This is a genomic window from Gilliamella apicola (assembly GCF_000599985.1).
In the GTDB taxonomy this organism is placed as follows: domain Bacteria; phylum Pseudomonadota; class Gammaproteobacteria; order Enterobacterales; family Orbaceae; genus Gilliamella; species Gilliamella apicola.
Window position 1 is genome coordinate 262189 of record NZ_CP007445.1, and the last position, 22480, is coordinate 284668.

The 22480-nt window shown below is 32.8% G+C and carries 19 protein-coding genes; 12 read left to right on the forward strand and 7 right to left on the reverse strand.

From position 1 onward, the window contains the following. Positions 1-137: 137 nt before the first annotated feature. Positions 138-1061 (forward strand): FAD:protein FMN transferase, encoded by a 924-nt coding sequence (locus GAPWK_RS01250; RefSeq protein WP_025314486.1) that lies wholly within the window; start codon positions 138-140, stop codon positions 1059-1061. Between the two features lie 24 nt (positions 1062-1085). Here GAPWK_RS01250 and GAPWK_RS01255 read toward each other — a convergent pair whose 3' ends face one another. After that, a complete protein-coding gene (locus GAPWK_RS01255; protein WP_025314487.1) occupies positions 1086-2030 on the reverse strand; it encodes a LysR family transcriptional regulator in 945 nt (314 codons plus the stop codon). 245 nt (positions 2031-2275) lie between these two features. On the opposite strand from GAPWK_RS01255, the gene GAPWK_RS01260 reads away from it, so the two are divergent. Genes GAPWK_RS01260 through GAPWK_RS01270 form a run of 3 tightly spaced genes read left to right on the forward strand, consistent with a single transcriptional unit; the run spans position 2276 to position 6565 of the window. Further along, positions 2276-2899, forward strand: coding sequence for an NADPH-dependent FMN reductase (locus GAPWK_RS01260; protein WP_025314488.1), 624 nt, complete (start codon positions 2276-2278; stop codon positions 2897-2899). Continuing rightward, entirely contained in the window at positions 2899-5364 is a 2466-nt protein-coding gene (locus GAPWK_RS01265) for a flavocytochrome c (protein WP_025314489.1), read from the forward strand. Before GAPWK_RS01260 ends, GAPWK_RS01265 begins: the two co-directional genes overlap by 1 nt. Further along, on the forward strand, positions 5339-6565 hold the full coding sequence (locus GAPWK_RS01270; protein ID WP_025314490.1) for an L-lactate MFS transporter: 1227 nt from the start codon (positions 5339-5341) through the stop codon (positions 6563-6565). The genes GAPWK_RS01265 and GAPWK_RS01270 overlap by 26 nt, the downstream gene beginning before the upstream one ends. 88 nt (positions 6566-6653) lie before the next feature. On the opposite strand, the gene aroB is transcribed toward GAPWK_RS01270, so the two are convergent. Beyond that, a complete protein-coding gene (gene aroB, locus GAPWK_RS01275; RefSeq protein WP_025314491.1) occupies positions 6654-7733 on the reverse strand; it encodes a 3-dehydroquinate synthase in 1080 nt (359 codons plus the stop codon). Positions 7734-7853: 120 nt separating this feature from the next. On the opposite strand from aroB, the gene GAPWK_RS01280 reads away from it, so the two are divergent. Beyond that, complete coding sequence (locus GAPWK_RS01280; RefSeq protein WP_038517007.1) at positions 7854-9458, forward strand: NAD+ synthase; 1605 nt, start codon at positions 7854-7856, stop codon at positions 9456-9458. A gap of 23 nt (positions 9459-9481) precedes the next feature. Further along, positions 9482-9820, forward strand: a complete 339-nt coding sequence (gene glnB, locus GAPWK_RS01285; RefSeq protein ID WP_025314493.1) for a nitrogen regulatory protein P-II — start codon at positions 9482-9484, stop codon at positions 9818-9820. A 6-nt stretch (positions 9821-9826) separates the two neighbouring features. Here the strand turns inward: glnB and GAPWK_RS01290 are convergent, their stop codons facing one another. Beyond that, positions 9827-10468 carry a hypothetical protein gene (locus tag GAPWK_RS01290; RefSeq protein WP_143422292.1) on the reverse strand — a complete coding sequence of 214 codons (642 nt, stop codon included), beginning with the start codon at positions 10466-10468 and terminating at the stop codon, positions 9827-9829. A gap of 318 nt (positions 10469-10786) precedes the next feature. Between GAPWK_RS01290 and GAPWK_RS01295 the strand changes: the two genes are divergently transcribed. Next, entirely contained in the window at positions 10787-11401 is a 615-nt protein-coding gene (locus tag GAPWK_RS01295) for a TfoX/Sxy family protein (protein WP_025314495.1), read from the forward strand. A 114-nt stretch (positions 11402-11515) separates the two neighbouring features. Here GAPWK_RS01295 and rhlB read toward each other — a convergent pair whose 3' ends face one another. Then, entirely contained in the window at positions 11516-12745 is a 1230-nt protein-coding gene (rhlB, locus tag GAPWK_RS01300; protein WP_025314496.1) for an ATP-dependent RNA helicase RhlB, read from the reverse strand. A gap of 154 nt (positions 12746-12899) precedes the next feature. On the opposite strand from rhlB, the gene trxA reads away from it, so the two are divergent. The 5 genes from trxA to nrdG all read left to right on the forward strand — a co-directional run bounded on the left by trxA (position 12900) and on the right by nrdG (position 19426). Continuing rightward, entirely contained in the window at positions 12900-13226 is a 327-nt protein-coding gene (gene trxA / locus GAPWK_RS01305) for a thioredoxin TrxA (RefSeq protein WP_025314497.1), read from the forward strand. A 345-nt stretch (positions 13227-13571) separates the two neighbouring features. Next, entirely contained in the window at positions 13572-14834 is a 1263-nt protein-coding gene (gene rho, locus GAPWK_RS01310; RefSeq protein WP_025314498.1) for a transcription termination factor Rho, read from the forward strand. A 173-nt stretch (positions 14835-15007) separates the two neighbouring features. Continuing rightward, a complete protein-coding gene (gene gndA / locus GAPWK_RS01315) occupies positions 15008-16423 on the forward strand; it encodes an NADP-dependent phosphogluconate dehydrogenase (RefSeq protein WP_025314499.1) in 1416 nt (471 codons plus the stop codon). A gap of 385 nt (positions 16424-16808) precedes the next feature. After that, positions 16809-18944, forward strand: coding sequence for an anaerobic ribonucleoside-triphosphate reductase (gene nrdD / locus GAPWK_RS01320; protein WP_038517011.1), 2136 nt, complete (start codon positions 16809-16811; stop codon positions 18942-18944). Positions 18945-18961: 17 nt separating this feature from the next. Beyond that, entirely contained in the window at positions 18962-19426 is a 465-nt protein-coding gene (gene nrdG, locus GAPWK_RS01325; protein WP_025314501.1) for an anaerobic ribonucleoside-triphosphate reductase-activating protein, read from the forward strand. 10 nt (positions 19427-19436) lie between these two features. Here nrdG and can read toward each other — a convergent pair whose 3' ends face one another. From can to GAPWK_RS01340, 3 genes are all read right to left on the reverse strand, one after another. Next, positions 19437-20099 carry a carbonate dehydratase gene (can, locus tag GAPWK_RS01330; protein WP_025314502.1) on the reverse strand — a complete coding sequence of 221 codons (663 nt, stop codon included), beginning with the start codon at positions 20097-20099 and terminating at the stop codon, positions 19437-19439. 69 nt (positions 20100-20168) lie between these two features. Further along, on the reverse strand, positions 20169-21227 hold the full coding sequence (locus tag GAPWK_RS01335; protein ID WP_025314503.1) for an FAD-binding protein: 1059 nt from the start codon (positions 21225-21227) through the stop codon (positions 20169-20171). Between the two features lie 208 nt (positions 21228-21435). Further along, a complete protein-coding gene (locus tag GAPWK_RS01340) occupies positions 21436-22476 on the reverse strand; it encodes a CobW family GTP-binding protein (RefSeq protein WP_025314504.1) in 1041 nt (346 codons plus the stop codon). Positions 22477-22480 lie beyond the last annotated feature (4 nt).

Consider the following 22480-nt stretch of genomic DNA (forward strand, 5'->3'; position numbering starts at 1 on the left):
TATCATTTTATAATGTAAAAAAAAATTTACAATCATTCTGTTTTTTAATTTTTATAGACAATAGACATTAGTAGCGACAGGTTTTTATTAAAAAATAATTATAATGTGTAAAATTGTTAATTTAGGAACAATAAGTGATGCATCAACAAAAACGATTTATTCATATAATGGGTACTATTATTGAAATATGGTTATTGGATGATAATGCAGAAGTATTATTAGATGAAGCTGAAAGCCAGTTGATGGATTATGAACGCCGTTTTAGTGCCAATAATCCTAAATCAGAATTAATGAATATAAATCATAATGCTGGTATTAAATTTGTACCAGTGTCGGCAGACCTTTTTACATTAATTAGAATTGGTAAAATCCAAAGTACTATTGATAATAGTTTTTTAAATATTGCAATAGGGCCTTTAATTCAAACTTGGCGAGTTGGTTTTTATGATGCTAGATATCCTTCTGATACAGAAATACAACAAAAATTAAAGCTTATTAATCCTAATAATATTGTTTTAGATGAATCTAATAATTCAGTTTTTCTCACTCAACCGGGAATGGCTATTGATTTAGGTGCATTAGCTAAAGGTTTTTTTGCTGATAAAATCATTGATTTTTTTAAACAACAAAATGCCAAAGCAGCATTTATTAATTTAGGTGGAAATGTACTAACTTTTGGTGATTGCCCTTTTCATGATGATGGATACTGGCGGGTTGGTATTCAGAATCCTTTTCAACCAAGAGGAAATGTTATTACTGCGTTAAAAATTAAAAATCAATCAGTGGTAACATCAGGTATCTATGAACGAACATTTAATTATAATGGCAAAACCTATCATCATATTTTTAATAGCCAAACTGGGTACCCTGTAGAAACAGATCTAGCCAGTATCAGTATTGTGTCAAAAAACTCGCTTGACGGTGAAATTTGGACTACTCAGCTTTATGGTGCAAGTGCTCAGTATGCTATATCAGCTATAAATAAAATACCTAACATTGAAGGAATGATTGTTACAGTTAATCATGAGTTTGCTTGCTCAGAAGGTTTGATTATTCAATAAAGTATTTTATAAATTAAATTGTTATTAGTTAAATGACATCGCTTCATGATTCAGGGATGATATAAAAATATCAACAAGTTCCTTTTCTGCTGAATTTAAAGTTTTATTTGCAGAGTATGCAATAAAATAATTAAGCGAAATCAGTTCTAGTGGCAATGGTAATAAATTATAAGCTTGATCATTTTTTTTACTAAGAATATTGACACTTTCTGGAATAAAAGTGATGCCAATCCCTTTTTTGGCTAACTCAACAAGTGTAAAAATATTACTACTTTCAAGAATTATTTGGGGTTCGATTTTATATTTTTGAATTAGATATTCAATCTGATGACGAATCGCTGAGCCATGCGCTGTTAAAATAAGTTTTTCTTGTAGTAAATTTTTTATAAAATCATCATTACATTCAAGTATTTTAGGATTTTCTTGATAAAGTTTTGAGCTTTGCGGGATTAGCGCATAATAGCAATGTTTGCCACAAGCATGGCTAATTAAGTTTTGTGATATTGTTTCGGGGTTTTGTCCAATAAAAAAATCCAACATATTATTTTCTGTTTTTTCTTCAAGACTTGTTGGCGTATATTCATGTAATTCAATTTTTACATTTGGATATTTTTGCATAAATGCAGGCAAAAATAGTGGCAGTAAATATGTACCTAAACTAGGTAATACTCCTATTTGAATTACTGCGTAATTTGTATCCGTGTATTTTTTGATTTTCCGTTTAAATTGTTCTTGTTTATCCACAAGTGAAACTAAATATTGATAATAAATTTTACCTGCTTCTGTTAATTGTAACGGAACCGTTTGGCGATTAATGATTTCTATACCAATTTGGTTTTCTACTTTTTTTATTGTTTGCGTTAGATATGATTGAGAAATATAAAGATTTTTTGCGGCTTTGGTGTAATTACCATGTTTAAGTAAAACATCAATGTATTGCAGCATATTTAATGAATTTATTTTAGTCATTTTATATCTCATTTCCTGTTTTACTTTGTTATAACAAATTGCTTATAACCCTATAATTAATCAGCTATTTCACAAATGGGTTTTTCTGTTCTAAACTAATTTTTATAAGCATATTACCCAAATATAAACATACTAAATTTAATAATTAAATATACAACTGTTTTGCGGGATTTCTAAAGAATTTATTTTGAAAAAGTTAGATATTAATAAAATTTGTACTGAAAGGTACTAAGTGAGGTTTTAAAGTGAAATTTATTGGCATAGTTGGCACAAATTCGGATCGTTCAACTAATAGAAAATTACTCCATTTTATGAAAGCGCATTTTGCAGACAAAGCAGAAATTGAAGTCTGTGAAATTAAGTCGTTGCCCGCATTTAATGAACCTAACGATAAAACGCCACCTTCAACAGTAAAAGAGTTATCAGATAAAATTGAAAATGCTGATGGGGTAATTATTGCCACACCAGAATATGATCATTCAATTACTGCAGCTTTAAAAAGTGCTATTGAGTGGTTGTCTTACACAACTCGTCCACTCATTAATAAATGTGTAATGATTGTGGGGGCTTCTCATGGCTCGTTAGGTTCTTCAAGAGCACAAGCGCATTTACGGCAAATTTTGGATACACCAGAGTTAAAAGCACGAATTATGCCAAGTTCAGAGTTTCTTTTAGGACATTCTCTCCAAGCTTTTGATGAAAATGGTGATCTTATCTACCACGATAAAGTTAAAGAATTAGATGAATGTTTCGATGAGTTCATTTTGTTTGTTACTCTTACTAATGAATTACTCAAGAAAGCAAAATTTAATACGGAACAAAATAAGAAATTTAGTTGGAAACAAGCAGCTGAAGAAGGAGCACTATAATGAAATTAATTGGAATTGTTGGAACAAATGCTCAGGAATCTTATAACCGTATATTATTACAATATATGCAAAAACATTTTGCTAATAAAGCCGAAATTGAAATATTAGAATTGATTGATGTGCCAATGTTTAATGAAACAGATGATCAATCTAATAATCCGGTTATTCAGAATTTTAATAATAAAATTATACAAGCAGATGGTGTAATTATTGCTACTCCAGAACATAATCATTCTATTCCATCAGCACTAAAAAGTATTATTGAATGGCTATCATTTAATTTACATCCATTTGATGGCAAACCAGTGATGATTGTAGGTGCTTCTTATGATGTGCAAGGTTCATCAAGAGCACAATTACATCTAAGACAAATACTTGATGCGCCAGGTGTAAATGCCACTGTTATGCCAGGATATGAATTTTTGCTTGGACGAGCACATGAAGCATTTGATGAAAAAGGTGATCTCAAATCAGAACGCACTATTGATTTCTTAGATAGTTGTTTTTTCCGTTTTATTCGCTTTACCCAAGTTGTTAGTTTACTTAATGTTCCAGAGGAAATCTCTTTTGAACCGGGAAGATATTGCGTTACCGCACCAGGTCATAACGGTGATTTACCAATGGTGGTTGTATTGTCGAATGATCGTATTGAGTCAATTGATATTGATACTGAAGGTGAATCAGAAGGTATTGCTGATGTGGTATTTAAACGTATTCCATCACAAATTCTTGAAGGACAAACTCTTAATGTGGATATTTTATCAGGCGCTTCCGTCACCAGTAATGGTGTGATTGATGGTGTGGCTAAAGCAATTAAGATGGCTGGTGCTAATCCTGATGTTTTACGTAAACGACCAAAAGCTCCAAGTGCGATTGATAATAGCGATGTGCAATATGAAACTGATGTGGTTGTCGTGGGTGCTGGTGGTGCTGGTTTATCCGCTGCAGCAAGTGTTTTACAAGAAGGTAAAAAAGTTATAGTTGTTGAAAAGTTCCCTGCTGTCGGTGGTAATACTGTCCGTACGGGAGGACCAATGAATGCGGCCAATCCTAAATGGCAAAATACGTTTGCTGCTATTGCTGGTGAGAGTCATACTTTACAAGAAATTGCCACAATGGATGAGTCGACTATTGATTCTGAATATCTTGATGATTTTAAAATATTAAGACAGCAAATTAATGATTATCTGGCTGAAAATAAAGATAAGACCGGTTATTTATTTGATTCTGCGTTGTTGCATCGTATCCAAACCTATCTTGGCGGTAAAAGAACTGACCAGTTAGGCAATGTAATTTATGGCCAATACGATTTAGTTAAAATTTTAACTGATGAAGCGTTAGATTCCGTTAAATGGTTGGAAGATATTGGTGTTGAATTTGATAAATATGATGTGACAATGCCTGTTGGGGCATTATGGCGTAGAGGTCATAAACCACTAAAAAGTGAAGGTTATGCTTATGTTTCAGCGTTACAAAAATATGTTGAAGAGCATGGCGGTACAATCATTACTGATACTGCAGTAAAAGAGCTAATTGTTGAAAATGGACAAGTTGCAGGAGTGATTGGCAGCGGTTTAAATGGTAAAAAAGTTACTGTGAAAGCTGATGCAGTTATTTTAGCTTCTGGTGGTTTTGGTGCTAATACCAAAATGTTAAAAGAATATAATACCTATTGGACAGAAATTGACGATGATATTAAAACATCTAATTCGCCTGCTATTACTGGCGACGGTATTGTTTTAGGTCAAAGTGTTGGAGCTGATCTCGTTGGTATGGGCTTTTCACAAATGATGCCTGTTTCTGATCCTGAAACAGGAGCGTTATTTAGTGGATTACAAGTTCCTCCTCAAAACTTCATTATGGTTAATAAGCAAGGTAGGCGTTTTGTTAATGAGTATGGTAGTCGAGACAAACTTACCCAAGCTGCAATTGATAATGGTGGGTTATTTTATTTAATTGCTGATGAAGCAATCAAGAAAACTGCTTATAACACTTCTCAAGAAAAAATTGATAAACAAATTTCGGCTGGCACATTATTTTGTGCTAATACTTTAGAAGAGTTAGCACAAAAACTGGGTATGGATGCAAACGTCTTCAAACAAACTATAACTAATTATAATAGTTATGTTGATGCTGGAAACGATCCTGAATTTGGAAAAGATGTTTTTGATTTAAAAGTCCAAATTCCTCCGTTTTATGCTACACCAAGAAAACCAGCTGTTCATCATACTATGGGGGGACTAAGGATTGATACACAAACCCATGTGTTAGATAAATCAGGACAAAAAATTAAAGGCTTATATGCCGCAGGTGAAGTTGCTGGCGGTATTCATGCCGGTAATAGGCTTGGTGGTAATTCATTAACCGATATTTTTACTTTCGGTCGAATTGCTGGCAAGACTGCATTAAAGGATATAAATCTAAGAATGGAGTCTAATAATGGTAAAAGCGAAAAATTATGTTAACAGATGGATTATTCTAGTTGCATCAACATCAATATTACTTTGTACTGGTGCTATTTATGCCTTTAGTGTTTTTGCAGGACCGTTAAGTATTGCAAAAAATTGGAGTATGTCAGATGTTATGATTGCATTTGGCATAAATTCAGCCGTTGGACCAATTCCTATGATATTAGGTGGTTTTTTAACGGATAAAGGTTTAGCTAAATGGTCTAGTGTTATTGGTGGTTTGTTGTTTGGGCTTGGGTTTTATCTGAGTGGTTATGTGACCAGTCCTTTGATGCTTTATATTACTTATGGTCTATTAAGTGGTTTTGGACAAGGATTAGCTTATTCAGGTTGCTTAAGTAATACAATTAAATTCTTTCCAGATAAACGTGGACTTGCATCAGGCATTATTACTGCCGGTATGGGAGGTGCAGCAATTATTGCTGCACCAATCGGTAACTATTTGATTGAAAGTTTTGATGTGCTGTATGCATTTAAAATTTTAGGTTGTACCTATATCGTGGTTGTTATGGTTGCTAGTTTTTTTATCAAAGTGGCACCAGCCAATTACCAACCTGAAGGTTGGGTTCAAGCAAACAGTCAACAAAGTAAACCTATTATTAATAAAAACTGGCAAGAGATGTTAAAAACGCCATATTTTTATCTAATTTTCTTTATGTTAGGTACTGGCGCTTTTTCCGGATTGATGATTGCTTCAAATGCTTCTGGTATTGGACAAAATATGTTTGGATTAACATCTGCCCTTGCTGCTTTTTATGTCAGTTTATATTCATTAAGTAATTGTGCTGGGCGAGTAGTATGGGGCACTGTATCAGATAAATTAGGAAGAAATAAAACATTAGATATTATCTTTTCGGTAATTATATTTGCTTTTATTTCGTTTTTATTTATTCCATCACAAGCAGGATTTGCCATTGGGATAATCGCACTTGGCTTATGTTTTGGAGGCGTAATGGGTGTTTTCCCACCAATGGTGATGGAAAATTATGGTCCTATCAACCAAGGTGTAAACTATGGCATCATCTTTGTTGGTTACTCTTCAGCTGCATTTTTTGCACCAAAACTAACTGCTGATATTCTAGTCAATAATGATGGTGATTATACTAAAGCATTTTATATTGCAATTGCGGTGGCGCTTTTGGGGCTAATATTAAATCTTATTTATAAACAGATTAAAAAAACAAGAATGCAAAATTAAGTTATTTTTGTTATAAAAAATGAAAGGCGTAATGTATCACGCCTTTTATTTTATAATAGAAATATTTAATGTTATTAAAAATAGAGATTTAAACTCGTTGTATAGATTCAAATACTATTTCTTTTTCAATTCTATCAATAATTTCAGCATGTCCAATTTTAGTTGGTATTACTAGGCGTAATTGTCCTGATAGGACTTTTTTATCTCGCATCATATGTGGAAGGTAAGATTCTATGGACATTTGTTTAGGTCTTATTACAGGAAGTTTAGCCTTAATCAATAAGTTTTTTATACGATCAATATCATTATCTGTTAATTTATTTAATAATTTAGCGGTTTGAGCTGCCATGAGTATACCAACACTGATAGCTTCACCATGTAACCAATTGCCATATCCAAGTTCAGCCTCAATTGCATGCCCATAAGTATGGCCTAGATTTAATATAGCGCGCATATCTTGTTCAGTTTCATCAGCTGCAACTATTTGGGCTTTAAGTTGGCAACAGCGATAAATACAGTAACTGAGTGCTTTGACATCTAGATTGAGTAATTCTTCAATGTGTATTTCTAACCAATTAAAGAAATCTTCATCTAAAATAATTCCATATTTTATGACTTCAGCCAGACCTGCGGAGAATTCACGTTGCGGTAGAGTTTTTAGGCAGTTTAAATCAATAACAACTGATTGAGGTTGATAAAAGGCACCAATCATATTTTTGCCTAATGGATGGTTAATAGCTGTTTTACCGCCGACTGAAGAATCAACTTGGGATAATAGTGTTGTAGGTACTTGAATAAACTTAATTCCTCGTTGGTATGCCGATGCCGCAAAACCTGCAACATCACCAATTACACCACCACCTAAAGCAATGAGTATGCTGTTACGTGTATGATTATTAGCAAGCAAAGCAGTTAAAATAGTATTCCATGTTTCCATGGTTTTATATTTTTCTCCATCTGGAACAATAATGGAATCCGTTTTCACACCATTCTTTTCTAGCATATCAATTAATGGTTGTAAATAAAGTGGAGCAATAGTTTTATTGGTAGCGATTAACACGCGCTGACCTGCCTGAAGTTTAAAATGGTGGAATTCATTTAATAAATTTTCACCAATAATTATAGGATAACTACGTTTGGATAGTGCCACATTTAAAGTTTTTTGCATAATAATTTCCAGTCCAGTCAAAGCTAATTTATTACTTCATGTTAACGATAAAAAAGTGGCAGCGCAACTTAGAATCATTTAAACTTAACGCCACTTTTTATTTGTAATTTTAAATTTTATATGTCTTTATCTACTGTTTTAGCACAAAAGAATTGGCGAGTTGGCGATATAGAAGGTAATACTGAACAAATTGTTGAGTTAATACATTGCCATTCATCTAATGATCTTATTATTTTTTCGGAACTTGCTATCTGCGGTTATCCACCAGAAGATTTAATTTATCGTGCTGATTTTAAAGAACGGTGTGAAAAAGCACTATTTTTAGTTCAACAGGCAAGTACTGGTTGTGCTGTAATTATCGGTCACCCACATTGGCAAGACGGACATATCTTTAATGCATTATCTTTTTTTTATGAAGGAAAGTTATTAACACGATATCACAAACAACAGCTACCTAATTATGATGTTTTTGATGAGAGACGTTATTTTACTGCAGATAATCAAAGTTGTATCATCGATTTTAAAGGTAAAAGAATTGGCTTATTAATCTGTGAAGATCTTTGGAAAAATGATCCTATCGATCAAATTAGTGCTCAGAATGCAGATTTAGTAATAACTATTAACGCATCTCCTTATGATTATGAAAAACAGCAGCGTCGACGCGCTTTAATCAAAGCCCATGCTATTCGAACCCGATTACCTATTATTTATGTTAATCAAGTTGGTGGTCAAGATGAACTTGTTTTTGATGGTGGGTCTTTTGTTTGCAATGAATATGGTGATATTGTTTGCCAACTAAAATCGTTTGTAGAACAAGTTACTTGTTTTGAATTAGGAGTACCTAACCAAACTACTATTGCTGAAGATGAAAATCATCCTTTAGAGTCAGTATATGATGCATTGGTACTTGCAACACGTGATTATATTACCAAAAATGGTTTTCAAGGCGCAGTATTGGGTCTTTCTGGTGGTATTGATTCAGCGTTAACACTAGCTATTGCGGTTGATGCACTAGGCAAAGATAAGGTGCAAGCTGTTATGATGCCATTTCGTTATACGGCTGACATTAGTATTGCTGATGCCAAAGAAGAAGCTGAAATATTAGGCGTGGAATTTGATATTATTTCGATCGAACCAATGTTTGATGCGTTTATGTCATCTTTAAAACCTATGTTTGCAGGGACACAAAAAGATACTACCGAGGAAAATTTACAAGCACGTTGTCGTGGCGTTATTTTAATGGCTTTATCTAATAAAAGACGACGCCTAGTATTAACAACTGGTAATAAAAGTGAGATGTCAGTAGGTTATGCTACGCTTTATGGTGATATGGCTGGAGGCTTTGATGTGCTTAAAGATGTACCTAAAACTATGGTGTTTGCATTATCAAAATATCGAAATACCCGTTCATATGTTATTCCTGAAAGGGTAATTACACGTCCGCCTTCAGCTGAATTGGCTCCAGATCAGAAAGACGAAGATAGTTTACCGCCATATGATATTTTAGATGGAATATTGAGTGGTTATGTTGAGCAAGATCTTTCTGTTGGACAGCTTATTGAGCAAGGTTATGATGAAATTACAGTTAGACGTGTTATTAAATTGGTTGACATTAATGAGTATAAACGACGTCAGTCAGCTGTTGGCCCAAAAATCACAATACGTAATTTTGGAAAAGGTAGACGTTATCCAATAACATCTGCATTTGGATTTAAAAATTGGTGATCTTGAATTGAGGAAAAGTAAGTATGAAAAAAATTGAAGCTATTATAAAACCGTTCAAATTAGATGATATTCGAGAAGCGTTAGCCGATCAGGGAATAACGGGTATGACCGTCACTGAGGTTAAAGGTTTTGGCCGGCAAAAAGGGCATACAGAACTTTATCGTGGAGCTGAATATATGGTAGATTTTTTACCTAAAGTAAAAATTGAACTTGTAGTTTCTGACGACATTTTAGAAATGTGCATTGAAACCATTATGAAAACCGCACAAACTGGCAAAATTGGTGATGGGAAAATTTTTGTTTATAATGTTGAACAAGTTATTCGTATTCGTACTGGTGAAATGGATGATTCAGCAATTTAATTAAATTTATTTGATATCAGGTCGTTCTTGTTTAAGTAATTCTACAGTGACAATACCTTGAATTGAACAAATTAGCAGGTTCATATTTGCTCCTTTTTCAAGTAATAGTAACTTTTCAGTTGTATCAGGTGCAGGAATGGTTTTTACACCAACTACTGTACCGGTATTTTCATTCCACACATGTATTTCATCATTGATATTACGAATCATAGGATTAGCAATATACAGCAAATTGTCTTCCATATTTTTCCAATCAATGAAATTCAATGTTTCTTTAATTTGGTTAATATCATTGTCAATAATAAAGCCCCAAAAATAATATTTTCCCATTTTTCCTAGATCCATAGCACTATCGTAATAGCCTTTAATTGTTAAATTTTTATAAGTCATAGGAATTTTGAAATAAGTATAATTTTTATTGGTATCTGTACGATTTTCGACAGAAATGTAAGCTTTATTCTTATCAAAAGTTTGGATATTTGTATATTTTTGTAATTCACTTTTATTAGCATAAACTTCTTTGAAAAAATTAGGATTACAAAGAGTCAATGATTGTATTAATGTAAATTTATCTGCAGTAGCAACAGATGAATAGAATAAAATAAACAAAATAACAGCAATTTTGACCATGTTAATGTGAATTGACAATAATTGAAACCATATAATTCTTAGTATGCTGATTGTATAATTTTTACAACATAATAACAATGTTAAAGCATCTTTTCTTTTTAAAGAATTATTAAGATTTGTTTATTTATACTTAGTTTTATATTAGATACTAATATTAGAATATATAAATATATTTTATCAAGTATTAATCTAATTTATGTTTATTTATGGAAGATAGATCCCAAAATTATGAATTTATTAAAAAAACAGTTTGATTATTGAACTATTTACTATAACTTAAGCTAAGTAGTAAGTTGTATATGTTATTAAATTAATTAAGTTAAGTGGAGATAAATTATGAGTTCAACATTTGCAAATAAAATCCTTAAGGATTTATCTTCCTTTGATGATATTTCAATCAAAACATTTTTTGGGGGATTTAGTATTAATTGCAAAGGAGTAATGTTCGGTTGGATTGGTGAACAAGAGTTTTATTTAAGAGGTCATTCACATTATCGATCGGTTTTTATTGAATTGGGGATGACAACTTTAACCTTACCTTCAGGTATTTCGACAAAATCCTTAGATTATTACAAGGTAGGAGATGAATTATTTGAGGATTTACAAACATTTCATTCCATGGTTAAAATGGTTATTAAATATGCTCAGTTAGAACAAGATGAGAAGCTCAAATTAAAAAAGCAGCGAATTAAAACACTTCCCAATATAACACTCTCATTAGAAAAACTATTATTTAGTGTTGGTATTACCAATATAGAAATATTTTATAAGGTAGGATATTTAGAAGCATATTACAGGATGAAAAATAAGAATACTCGTATTTCGGGTAATGTTTTATTTATTTTATATGGCTCATTGAATCATCGTCATGTTGCTTCGTTATCTAAAGCAACTAAAAAACAGATTGAATTAACATACGAAGATTTTTTAAAAAACAAAAATGAAAATTAATTATTTAATTTTTAATTAATCTATTAATTTTGTTAACAGTTATCTTAATTATAGTTAATATTATTAAGATAACTGTATATGAGATAATAATATATGCAAAATCTATATTATTTATTATGTGGATGATCTTCTACGTGGTGCTCGTTTAAAAGTTTTTGGCGTGGGTAAATCAACTAATAATGCAGATGGATCATATTGACTAACAGGAATAGTATGATCAATTGCTTTTTCAATTGCTGGCAAATTTTGAGAATAACGTTCACAAGCAAGTGAAATTGAGTAACCTTCAGCCCCTGCACGCCCAGTTCTTCCAATTCTATGGCGGTAGTCATCACAATCATCAGGTAGATCATAATTAAAAACATGGGTAACATCAGGAATATGTAAACCACGTGCGGCAACATCCGTTGCGACTAAAATATCTAGATCACCTCGAGTAAATTGTTCTAAAATTGATAAGCGTTTTTTCTGAGCAATATCACCTGTTAATAGTCCTACACGATGACCATCTGCAATTAAATGTCGCCATATTTTTTCACAGGCAACTTTAGTGTTAGCAAATACGATGCAGCGATCTGGCCATTCTTCTTCAATAAGTGTTTGTAGTAATGCAAGTTTATCTTCATTAGATGGAAAAAATAGCTCTTCTTTGATTCGGTGGCCAATTTTTTGCTCAGGCTCAACCTCAACATATTGTGGATTATTCATATGCTCAAAAGCTAATTCACGTACATTATGTGTTAATGTTGCAGAAAATAACATTGTCAATCGTTTTGAAGGAGGAGACATATGTTTAAAAATCCAACGGACATCACGAATAAATCCTAAGTCAAACATACGATCAGCTTCATCCAAAACGGCAACCTGAATTGCTTCTAAATTTATATAATTTTGTTTGGCATAGTCAATTAACCGTCCCGTGGTAGCAATTAAAATATCTACGCCAGCTGATAACATTTTTAATTGTTTATCATAACCATCACCACCGAAAGCTAACCCTAACTTAAGACCAGTTTCTTCAGATAGTACTTCTGCATCGTGATAAATTTGTACCACAAGTTCTCGAGTTGGCGCTATAATAATTGCTCGAGGTTGGTTTGCTTTATGATCTGGTAATGGCTCATGATTTAATAAATGATTAAATGTTGAGGCCAAAAAAGCAATGGTTTTACCTGTTCCTGTCTGTCCTTGCCCAGCTATATCAATTCCATTTGTTGTTAACGGTAATGTTTGTTCTTGAATTGGCGTGCAATAAGTAAAGCCTTTCTTATCAAGTGCTTTTATCACTAGCGGATGTAATGGGAATTGACTAAAAGTTGTTTTGGTAAGATAAGATGGAATCATTGTGGTTTCAAATGTAATTATCAAAGTCTAAGAATTATAGCATATTAGTCATATAGACATCACTAATAATTATGCTCTATTATACTAATTGCTAGTATAAAAATGGAAAATTTATTAATATTATAAATATAAATATTTATTGGGGGATAACCAAATGAGTAATAATATTGTTTCACTTTCTGAAGCGACATTTGACAAACAAATCAATGATACTGAAAAACCAATATTGGTCGATTTTTGGGCTGAATGGTGTAGGCCTTGTAAAATGATTGCACCAATTTTAGAAGAAGTCGCACAAGAATACGGTGATAAAGTGATCTTTGCTAAAGTTAATATTGAGGAAAATCCTAGTATAGCCCCTAAATTTAATATACGTGGAATCCCTACACTATTAATTTTCAAACATGGTAAAGTTGTTGCAACGCAAGTTGGAGAATCATCTAAAGCACAGCTAAAAAGCTTTATTGATGGGCAGCTTTAATTGTGTTAGATCATTATTACAAATAATAAGAGTAATAAAAATTACTCTTATTATTTATTTTAAATAAATATATCTCACAGATAAAGTATAATTAAATATAGACACAGTGCATTTTTTAGTGTACATTGCTAACCTCTTACAAGAACTCCTTTCTGCAATCCATTGTTTTTATTGATTAAGTGGGTGAATAGTTTATATCTAAACGCATATTGTCATCAAAAATTAATAATTGATTGCGTTTGTTTATTGCCAGAAAGAGGTTTTTTATAAGTAAATTAAAGAAATATACAAAAAATAGCGGTAATTGCAAACATATCAATTTTATCCTCAAGAATTTTTAAAATTATGAATTTAACTGAATTAAAAAACACTTCTGTCTCCGAGCTTGTAGCGCTTGGTGAAAAAACAATGGGTCTTGAAAATCTTGCTCGTCTTAGAAAACAAGACATTATTTTTGCAATTTTAAAGCAGCATGCTAAAAGCGGTGAAGATATTTTTGGCGATGGTGTGCTTGAAATTTTGCAAGATGGGTTCGGTTTTTTACGTTCTGCCGATAGCTCATACTTAGCAGGACCTGACGATATTTATGTATCACCAAGCCAAATTAGGCGATTTAATTTAAGAACGGGCGATACAATTGCTGGAAAAATCAGACCGCCAAAAGAGGGCGAACGTTATTTTGCCTTACTTAAAGTTAACGAAGTTAATCATGATAAACCTGAAGATGCTCGCAATAAAATCCTCTTTGAAAACTTAACTCCACTTCATCCAAACTCTAGATTACGCATGGAACGCGGCAATGGTTCTACCGAAGATATTACAGCTAGAGTACTTGATTTAGCTTCACCGATTGGTAAAGGTCAACGTGGTTTGATCGTTGCGCCTCCAAAAGCTGGTAAAACCATGCTACTGCAAAACATTGCACAAAGTTTGGCTGTGAATCATCCTGAGTGTGAACTCGTGGTATTGATGATTGATGAACGACCAGAAGAAGTCACTGAAATGCAACGTTTGGTAAAAGGTGAAGTAGTTGCATCAACTTTTGATGAGCCTGCTGCAAGGCATGTTCAGGTTGCTGAAATGGTTATTGAACGCGCTAAACGTTTAGTGGAACATAAAAAAGATGTCATTATTTTACTCGATTCAATTACTCGTCTAGCACGCGCCTATAACACGGTTGTTCCGTCATCAGGTAAAGTATTAACTGGTGGTGTAGATGCAAATGCATTACATCGACCAAAACGTTTTTTTGGTGCAGCACGTAATGTTGAAGAAGGTGGTAGTTTAACTATTATTGCAACCGCACTGATTGATACTGGCTCAAAAATGGATGAAGTCATTTACGAAGAGTTTAAAGGTACGGGTAATATGGAGGTACATTTATCTCGTAAAATTGCAGAGCGGCGTGTATTCCCTGCAATTGACTTTAATCGCTCTGGTACTCGTAAAGAAGATTTAATGACTTCACCAGATGAGTTACAAAAAATGTGGATTTTGCGCAAAATTCTTAACCCAATGGGTGAAATCGACGCGATGGAATTTTTGATTGATAAACTTGCCATGACTAAAACGAATGATGAGTTTTTTGAAATGATGAAGCGTTCATGATTTGCGTAATTAGTACTAAATATAATTAAAGTTACTAAAAAAGCCGTATTATATTCTGATACGGTTTTTTTGTGGAAAAATAGAGCGTAATTTATAAAACTTAAATAAGTTTTAGGTATTGTTAAAAAGCCTTAGAGTTTAAGGTTATATAGATTTAATATAGGAGCCAAATCATGTCTAAACAACAAATCGGTGTTATTGGAATGGCAGTTATGGGCCGCAACCTTGCGCTCAATATTGAAAGTCGTGGATTTTCTGTTGCTATCTATAATCGTTCTAAAGATAAAACAGAACAAGTAATGGCGGAACATTCTGATAAGCAATTGGTTCCTTATTTCACGATTGAAGATTTTGTAAATTCATTAGAAAAACCTCGTCGTATCCTTATCATGGTTCAAGCCGGTAAAGGAACAGATGCAGTTATTAATGAGTTACGTCCACTATTAGATAAAGGTGATATTATTATTGATGGCGGAAATGCGTATTTTGAAGATACCATTCGCCGAAATAAAATGCTTTCCGATGAAGGTTTTAACTTTATTGGGGCCGGTGTTTCTGGTGGTGAAGAAGGTGCATTAAAAGGTCCTTCAATTATGCCTGGAGGTCAAAAAGAAGCATATGCATTAGTTGCACCTATTTTAGAAAAAATAGCTGCTAAAGCTAATGGTGAACCATGTGTTGCTTATATTGGTCCAAATGGCGCGGGTCATTATGTTAAAATGGCGCATAATGGAATTGAATACGGCGATATGCAGCTTATAGCTGAAAGTTATTCAGTTTTAAAACATGTTGTAGGCCTAACCAATGATGAATTAGCTAATGTTTTTTCTGACTGGAATAAGGGTGAATTAAATAGCTATTTAATTGAGATTACGGCTGATATTTTTAAATTTAAAGATGAAGAAGACAATTATCTTGTTGATGTGATTTTAGATGCTGCAGGTAATAAAGGTACGGGTAAATGGACGAGTCAAAGTGCTTTAGATCTTGGCGAACCTTTATCATTGATAACTGAATCGGTATTTGCTCGTTATCTTTCTGCAATTAAAGATCAACGTGTGGCTGCATCAAAAGTATTAAAAGGTCCTAAACAAAATCCTTATGCTGGTGACAAGAAAGAGTTGATAGAAAAAGTGCGTAAAGCACTGTATATGGGTAAAATTATCTCCTATGCACAAGGGTTTGCACAGTTAAAAGCTGCTTCTCATAAATATCAATGGAATTTAAATTATGGAGAAATAGCCAAAATCTTTAGGGCTGGATGTATTATTCGCGCACAATTCTTGCAAAAAATTACAGATGCCTATGCAGATAATAATGAGATTGATAATTTGTTATTAGCACCTTATTTCAATCAAACTGTCGAAGTTTATCAACAGTCATTGCGTGATGTAGTCTCGTTAGCTATCCAACAAGGTATTGCGGTGCCAACGCTTTCGGCAGCTATAGCTTATTATGATAGTTATCGTTCTGCTGTATTACCAGCTAATTTAATTCAAGCACAGCGAGATTATTTTGGTGCTCATACTTATCAACGTATCGATAAAGAGGGTGTTTTCCACACTGATTGGTTAAACATTGAGTCATAATTGTTTTTAATGTGAGCAATAATTTTTGTTAAAAGAGTGTAAGGTTACCTTACACTCTTTTAAGAATTGTTTTCTTATCATCCAATAAATTCATTCAAATTTTTTAAGCTACCTATAAAAAGGCTTGTAGTGCTTGATCTTTGCTTTGTCAAGTAATTTTATTTACTAAAAAATCTGGAAAAACACAATATATGGTGTATAATTCAATTATATTTACTATATGTAGTATCATCTAAGCAATGTGAAAATTCTGGTCTATATCAAATAAAGTCTAATATTCTAATAAAAAAATCAATTGTTTTAATCATTACAATTAACATGAGTATTAATATTGATATAAATCCTATGCTAACTACTATTTATTAATGAATGTTGAGGAGTATATATGCCTGTAGTAATTAAACGTGATGGTTGCCAGACCGCATTTAATGAAGGTCGAATCAGAGATGCTATCGTTAAAGCAGCAGTTGCTGCTAATGTTAATGATCCAGATTATTGTGCTGCTGTTGCCCAAGAGATTACTAAGCAAATGGCTGAGCGTGAGAGTGTCGATATTAACGAAATTCAAAACGCAGTTGAAAATCAGCTGATGTCAGGCCCTTATAAAAAGTTGGCTAGAACCTATATTGAATATAGACATGATCGCGATCGAGAACGTGAACAACGCAGTCGATTAACTCAGGATATTCGTGGTTTAATTGAACAAAGTAATGTTGCAATCTTAAATGAAAATGCTAATAAAGATAGTAAAGTTATTCCTACGCAACGAGACTTGCTTGCGGGGATTGTGGCAAAGCATTACGCTAAACAATATCTATTACCTAAAGAAATTTCACGAGCCCATGATTGTGGTGAAATTCATTATCATGATCTCGACTATGCACCATTTTTCCCGATGTTTAACTGTATGCTAATCGATTTAGATGGTATGTTAACAAATGGCTTCAAAATGGGTAATGCTGAAATTGAACCGCCAAAATCAATTGCGACGGCTACAGCAGTAACAGCGCAAATTATTGCTCAAGTTGCTAGTCATATTTATGGCGGAACAACTATAAATCGTATTGACGAAATTTTAGCTAAATTTGTCACTATCAGTTATCAAAAACATAAACAAGTAGCAGAAGAATGGAATATTTCAAATCCAGAAGCTTACGCTGAAAGTCGTACTCAAAAAGAGTGTTATGATGCTTTTCAATCTTTAGAATATGAGGTCAATACTTTACATACTGCTAATGGTCAAACTCCATTTGTTACTTTTGGTTTTGGTCTAGGGACAAGCTGGGAGTCACGCTTAATTCAAGAGTCAATTCTTAAAGTTCGTATAAAAGGTTTAGGTAAAAATCATAAAACCGCTGTTTTTCCAAAATTAGTTTTTGCAATTAAAGATGGAATTAATCATAAACCAAACGATGTAAATTATGATATTAAGCAACTTGCATTAGAGTGTGCAAGCAAACGTATGTACCCAGATATATTAAATTACGATAAAGTCGTTGAAGTTACTGGTTCATTCAAAACGCCAATGGGATGTCGAAGCTTTTTAGGTGTTTATGAAGAAGATGGTCATAAAATTCATGACGGTCGTAATAATTTAGGCGTAATTAGTTTAAATCTTCCACGTATTGCAATTGAAGCGCATGGCGATGAATCGCAGTTTTGGAAAATTTTAGATAAACGTTTAGCTCTATGCAAAAAGGCCTTAATGACACGTATTGCTCGTTTAGAAGGGGTTAAAGCCCGTGTAGCACCTATTTTATATATGGAAGGCGCTTGTGGTGTGCGACTAAAAGAAGATGATAGCGTATCTGAAATATTCAAAAATGGTCGAGCTTCTATTTCATTAGGCTATATCGGTATTCATGAAACTCTAAATGCACTTTATGGTAATCAAACTCACCCATTTGATAATGAAACTTTACGTCAAAAAGGTATTGCCATTGTTGAACATTTACGTAAAGCTGTAGAACAATGGAAAGATGAGACTGGTTATGGTTTTAGCTTGTACAGTACACCAAGCGAAAATTTGTGTGATCGTTTCTGTAGACTTGATGCTGCTGAGTTTGGCATCATTTCTGGTGTCACTGATAAAGGTTATTATACAAACAGTTTTCATCTTGATGTTGAGAAAAAAGTTAATCCATACGAAAAAATTGAGTTTGAGAAAGCTTATCCACCAGTAGCAAATGGCGGATTTATCTGTTATGGAGAATATCCTAATATGATAAATAATATTAAAGCATTAGAAGATGTTTGGGACTATAGCTATAGCCGAGTACCTTACTATGGTACTAATACACCTATTGATGAGTGTTATGAATGTGGTTATACCGGTGAATTTTCTTGCACAAGTAAAGGCTTTGTTTGCCCAAGTTGTGGTAATCATGATTCATCTAAAGTCTCAGTAACTCGTCGTGTTTGTGGTTACTTAGGTAGTCCTGATGCCCGTCCATTTAATGCTGGAAAACAAGAAGAAGTCAAACGTCGAGTTAAACATTTAAATAATGGTCAAATTGGTTAATCATTGTTTTAAAAAATATGAATTATCATCGCTATTATCCTGTTGATGTTGTAAATGGCGAAGGAACCCGTTGTGTACTTTTTGTTGCTGGCTGTGAACATCAATGTCCGGGTTGTTATAACAAAAGTACATGGGGAGTTAATTCAGGCTCGCCGTTTACACAATCACTTGAAGATCAAATCATTAAAGATTTACAAGACACAGAAATAAAACGTCAAGGATTATCGCTTTCTGGCGGTGATCCTTTACATCCAAAAAATGTTCCAGCAATATTAAAACTTGTTAAACGTGTTAAATCTGAATGCGATAACAAAGATATTTGGTTATGGACTGGATATAAACTTGATGAATTAAGTGCCGATCAGCAAGAAGTTGTATCTTATGTTGATGTGCTAATTGATGGTAAATTTGTTCAAGAACTAGCTGATCCTCGACTATTATGGCGAGGAAGCAGCAATCAAATCATTTACCGTTTTAAGTAAAGCTTTAGAATTATTGTTGTGATTTATGTAAATTTAAAAGATAAGAAATTGCTTCTCGATAATTAATTTCAAGATTTTCACTACTTGACGATGTAATATGTAAATCAGTAATTTTGCCATTATCAATACCATAAACCCAGCCATGTAAATTCGTTTTTTGACCGCGTTGCCATGCTGATTGAATAATCGTTGAATGGCCTAAATTATAAACTTGTTCAATAACATTAAGCTCACACAAAATATCTAATCTGATCTCTGGTGGAAACTCACCAATAAGAGAACTGTTACGAAACCATAAATCACGAATATGCAGCAACCAGTTATTAATTAATCCTATGTCTGGATTTTCAACTGCAGCGCGTATTCCACCACATCCTAAATGTCCACATACTATAATATCTTCAATTTTTAGCACATCAACGGCATATTGCACAACAGATAGACAATTAAGATCTGTATGAATAACCAAATTACCGACATTTCGATGAACAAACAATTCGCCGGGTTTTAGCTTAATTAATTTTTCAGCAGGAACTCGGCTATCTGAACAACCAATCCATAAAAATTTTGGATTTTGTGCAATGGCAAGTTGTTTAAAAAATTCGGGATCTTCTTGCTCTATTTTTTCTGACCATTCGTGATTAAAACGGATTAAATCATTAACATCAAACATCACACTATTCCTTATTTTTTAGATAGTTATTATTATTGGGTTATTTAATTGGTATAAATTCTATACTAATTAATTCGTTTTTATATGTTGAATCTTACTTTTCATAATAAGCTTTCGCCAAATTGGAGTAGTTAATATTTTGGCTTTAATAATCTTGCTATATAGTTTAAGGCGTAGTGGTATTGTTTTTTGATAATATCGCTTATTTGGTTTCGGTTGACCACTATTTAATATTTTGCTTAAAATTTCAGCACTGTCAAGTGCATAACTGATTCCCTCTAAAGAACTTGCACTAATAAATCCTGCCGCTTCACCTATTAAAAATATATTTTCATTGCCAGTATAAAAGTCACGGAAACGATTAGGATAGATAACTAAACATTTTTCAGCTTTCACCGGCTCGCCAAAGATAAAACCTTGTTGTGTTAATTTTTGTTTTAATTGCTCAAAATGTTTATTGGCATTTTTTTTAGGGAATGCTCCACCAAGTATAAAATAGCCATCTTTAGACATACTCCAAGCATAGCAATTGGTTAATTGGTTATCAAAAATACAAGAATAAAAAGGATTTGAATGTTTTTCAGTAAACCATTGTTGAATTGCTACATATTGTCTGATGGAATGATTGGGATAGCGCATTCGTCTAACAACTGAATTTGCACCATCAGCACCAATTACATATCGAGCGGTAACATTCTGTTCTATTTGATTTTCATCGACAAAAGTAATTTGATAACCATCAATGATTCTTCTTACTTCTTTACACAGAGTATTATGTAAAACTGTAACTGTGGTAGGAATAAGTGACTTTAACCATAGATCAAACTTATGTCTATCAAAACTAATATAGCTACGTTGATAATTACGGACTAGTTTAGTTTGTAAATCTATAGTTTTGACACTGAAAATTTGTGGATTGGTTAAAATATCTGTTGGAATATTTAATTTTTGTCTAATGAAAGATTTTTGAGCATCATTTGCCAATAATCCTCCACAAGGTTTATGAAAACCTTTATTACCAGTTTGATATTTTTTATCTAAAGCAATAATCTTAAAAGATGGGTTAAGTAAACGTGCTAACGTACTACCTGCAGGGCCAAGACCAATGATTGCAATATCGTAATCCATATTATTATGTTACTTACTCAATAAATTTAAAAAAGCTTGCCATATTATCATATATAAAATAAAAAAAGACTATTATGGTTATACTCTTGCTAATTTAGTTTTTTGTAAAGATCTTTCAGGTTAACTATACGTTTGAGTATAAAAACAGATGGTAAAATCATCAATAAAATAGAAATTAGTTTTTATTGTGTTAAACATCTTCTAATTTTTAGCTAGCAATAGTTTTTAAAAATTCTTGATTCAAATCATCAAATGGCAAAATACGACTAATTACGACTAATCGAGATATTTTTTCAGAAGGATCTTGCCATGAAGAACCATAATCGAAACCAACAACTTTATGTACTCCTTGAACAATCAAACGTTGCGGGTTATCTTTAATCGCTAATACACCTTTATACCGTAACATGTCATTACCATATTGCTCAACCAAGTTTTCCATAAATGAACCTATCTTTTTCAAATCAAGTTCGCCAGCTTCAAAAAGATAGGAGCAGATATTATCTGTCCATGATTGAGTTTGATTTTGTAATGGAAGAATTTTAAAGTTAGTTTCAATTTTTTTTAATGGATTAATAACAAGAAAACCTTTATTAATGATTAAATCGTCATTTAAATCGAATGAATGGATGTCAATCCATTGTGATTTTGGTATTTGTCCGTTTATCGCAACAATGATTGCAGCTTTATTATTAATTTTATTAATTCTACTAATAATCTCATTTTTTTGCTGTTCACTTATACAGTCAGTTTTAGTAACAATAATTCGATCAGCAAATCCAATCTGTGAAAGTGCTACTCGATGTTCATCTAAGTGTTGCAAAATGTGCTGAGCATCAACTAAGGTAATAATAGCATCAAGTTTAATCGTTTCACGAATCAAGTCGTCAATAAAAAATGTTTGAATAATTGGAGCCGGATCGGCAAGTCCTGTAGTTTCGATAATAAGACGATCGAATGTTAATTCACCTGCTATGCGCTGGGCATGTAATTTATGAAGCGCATTGGTAAGTTCACCTTGTACGGTGCAGCAGATGCAACCATTGGTCATCTCAACAATTTGAATATCGCAATGGGCATTTAATAAATCGCTATCAAGATTTATTTGACCAAATTCATTTTCAATAATGATTATTTTTTCGTTACGATTATTTTCTAATAAATGATTAATTAATGTCGTTTTACCTGAACCGAGAAATCCTGTTAGTAAAGTGACAGGTAGTGGTTGCAAAATAATTGGGTTTGTCATTTTT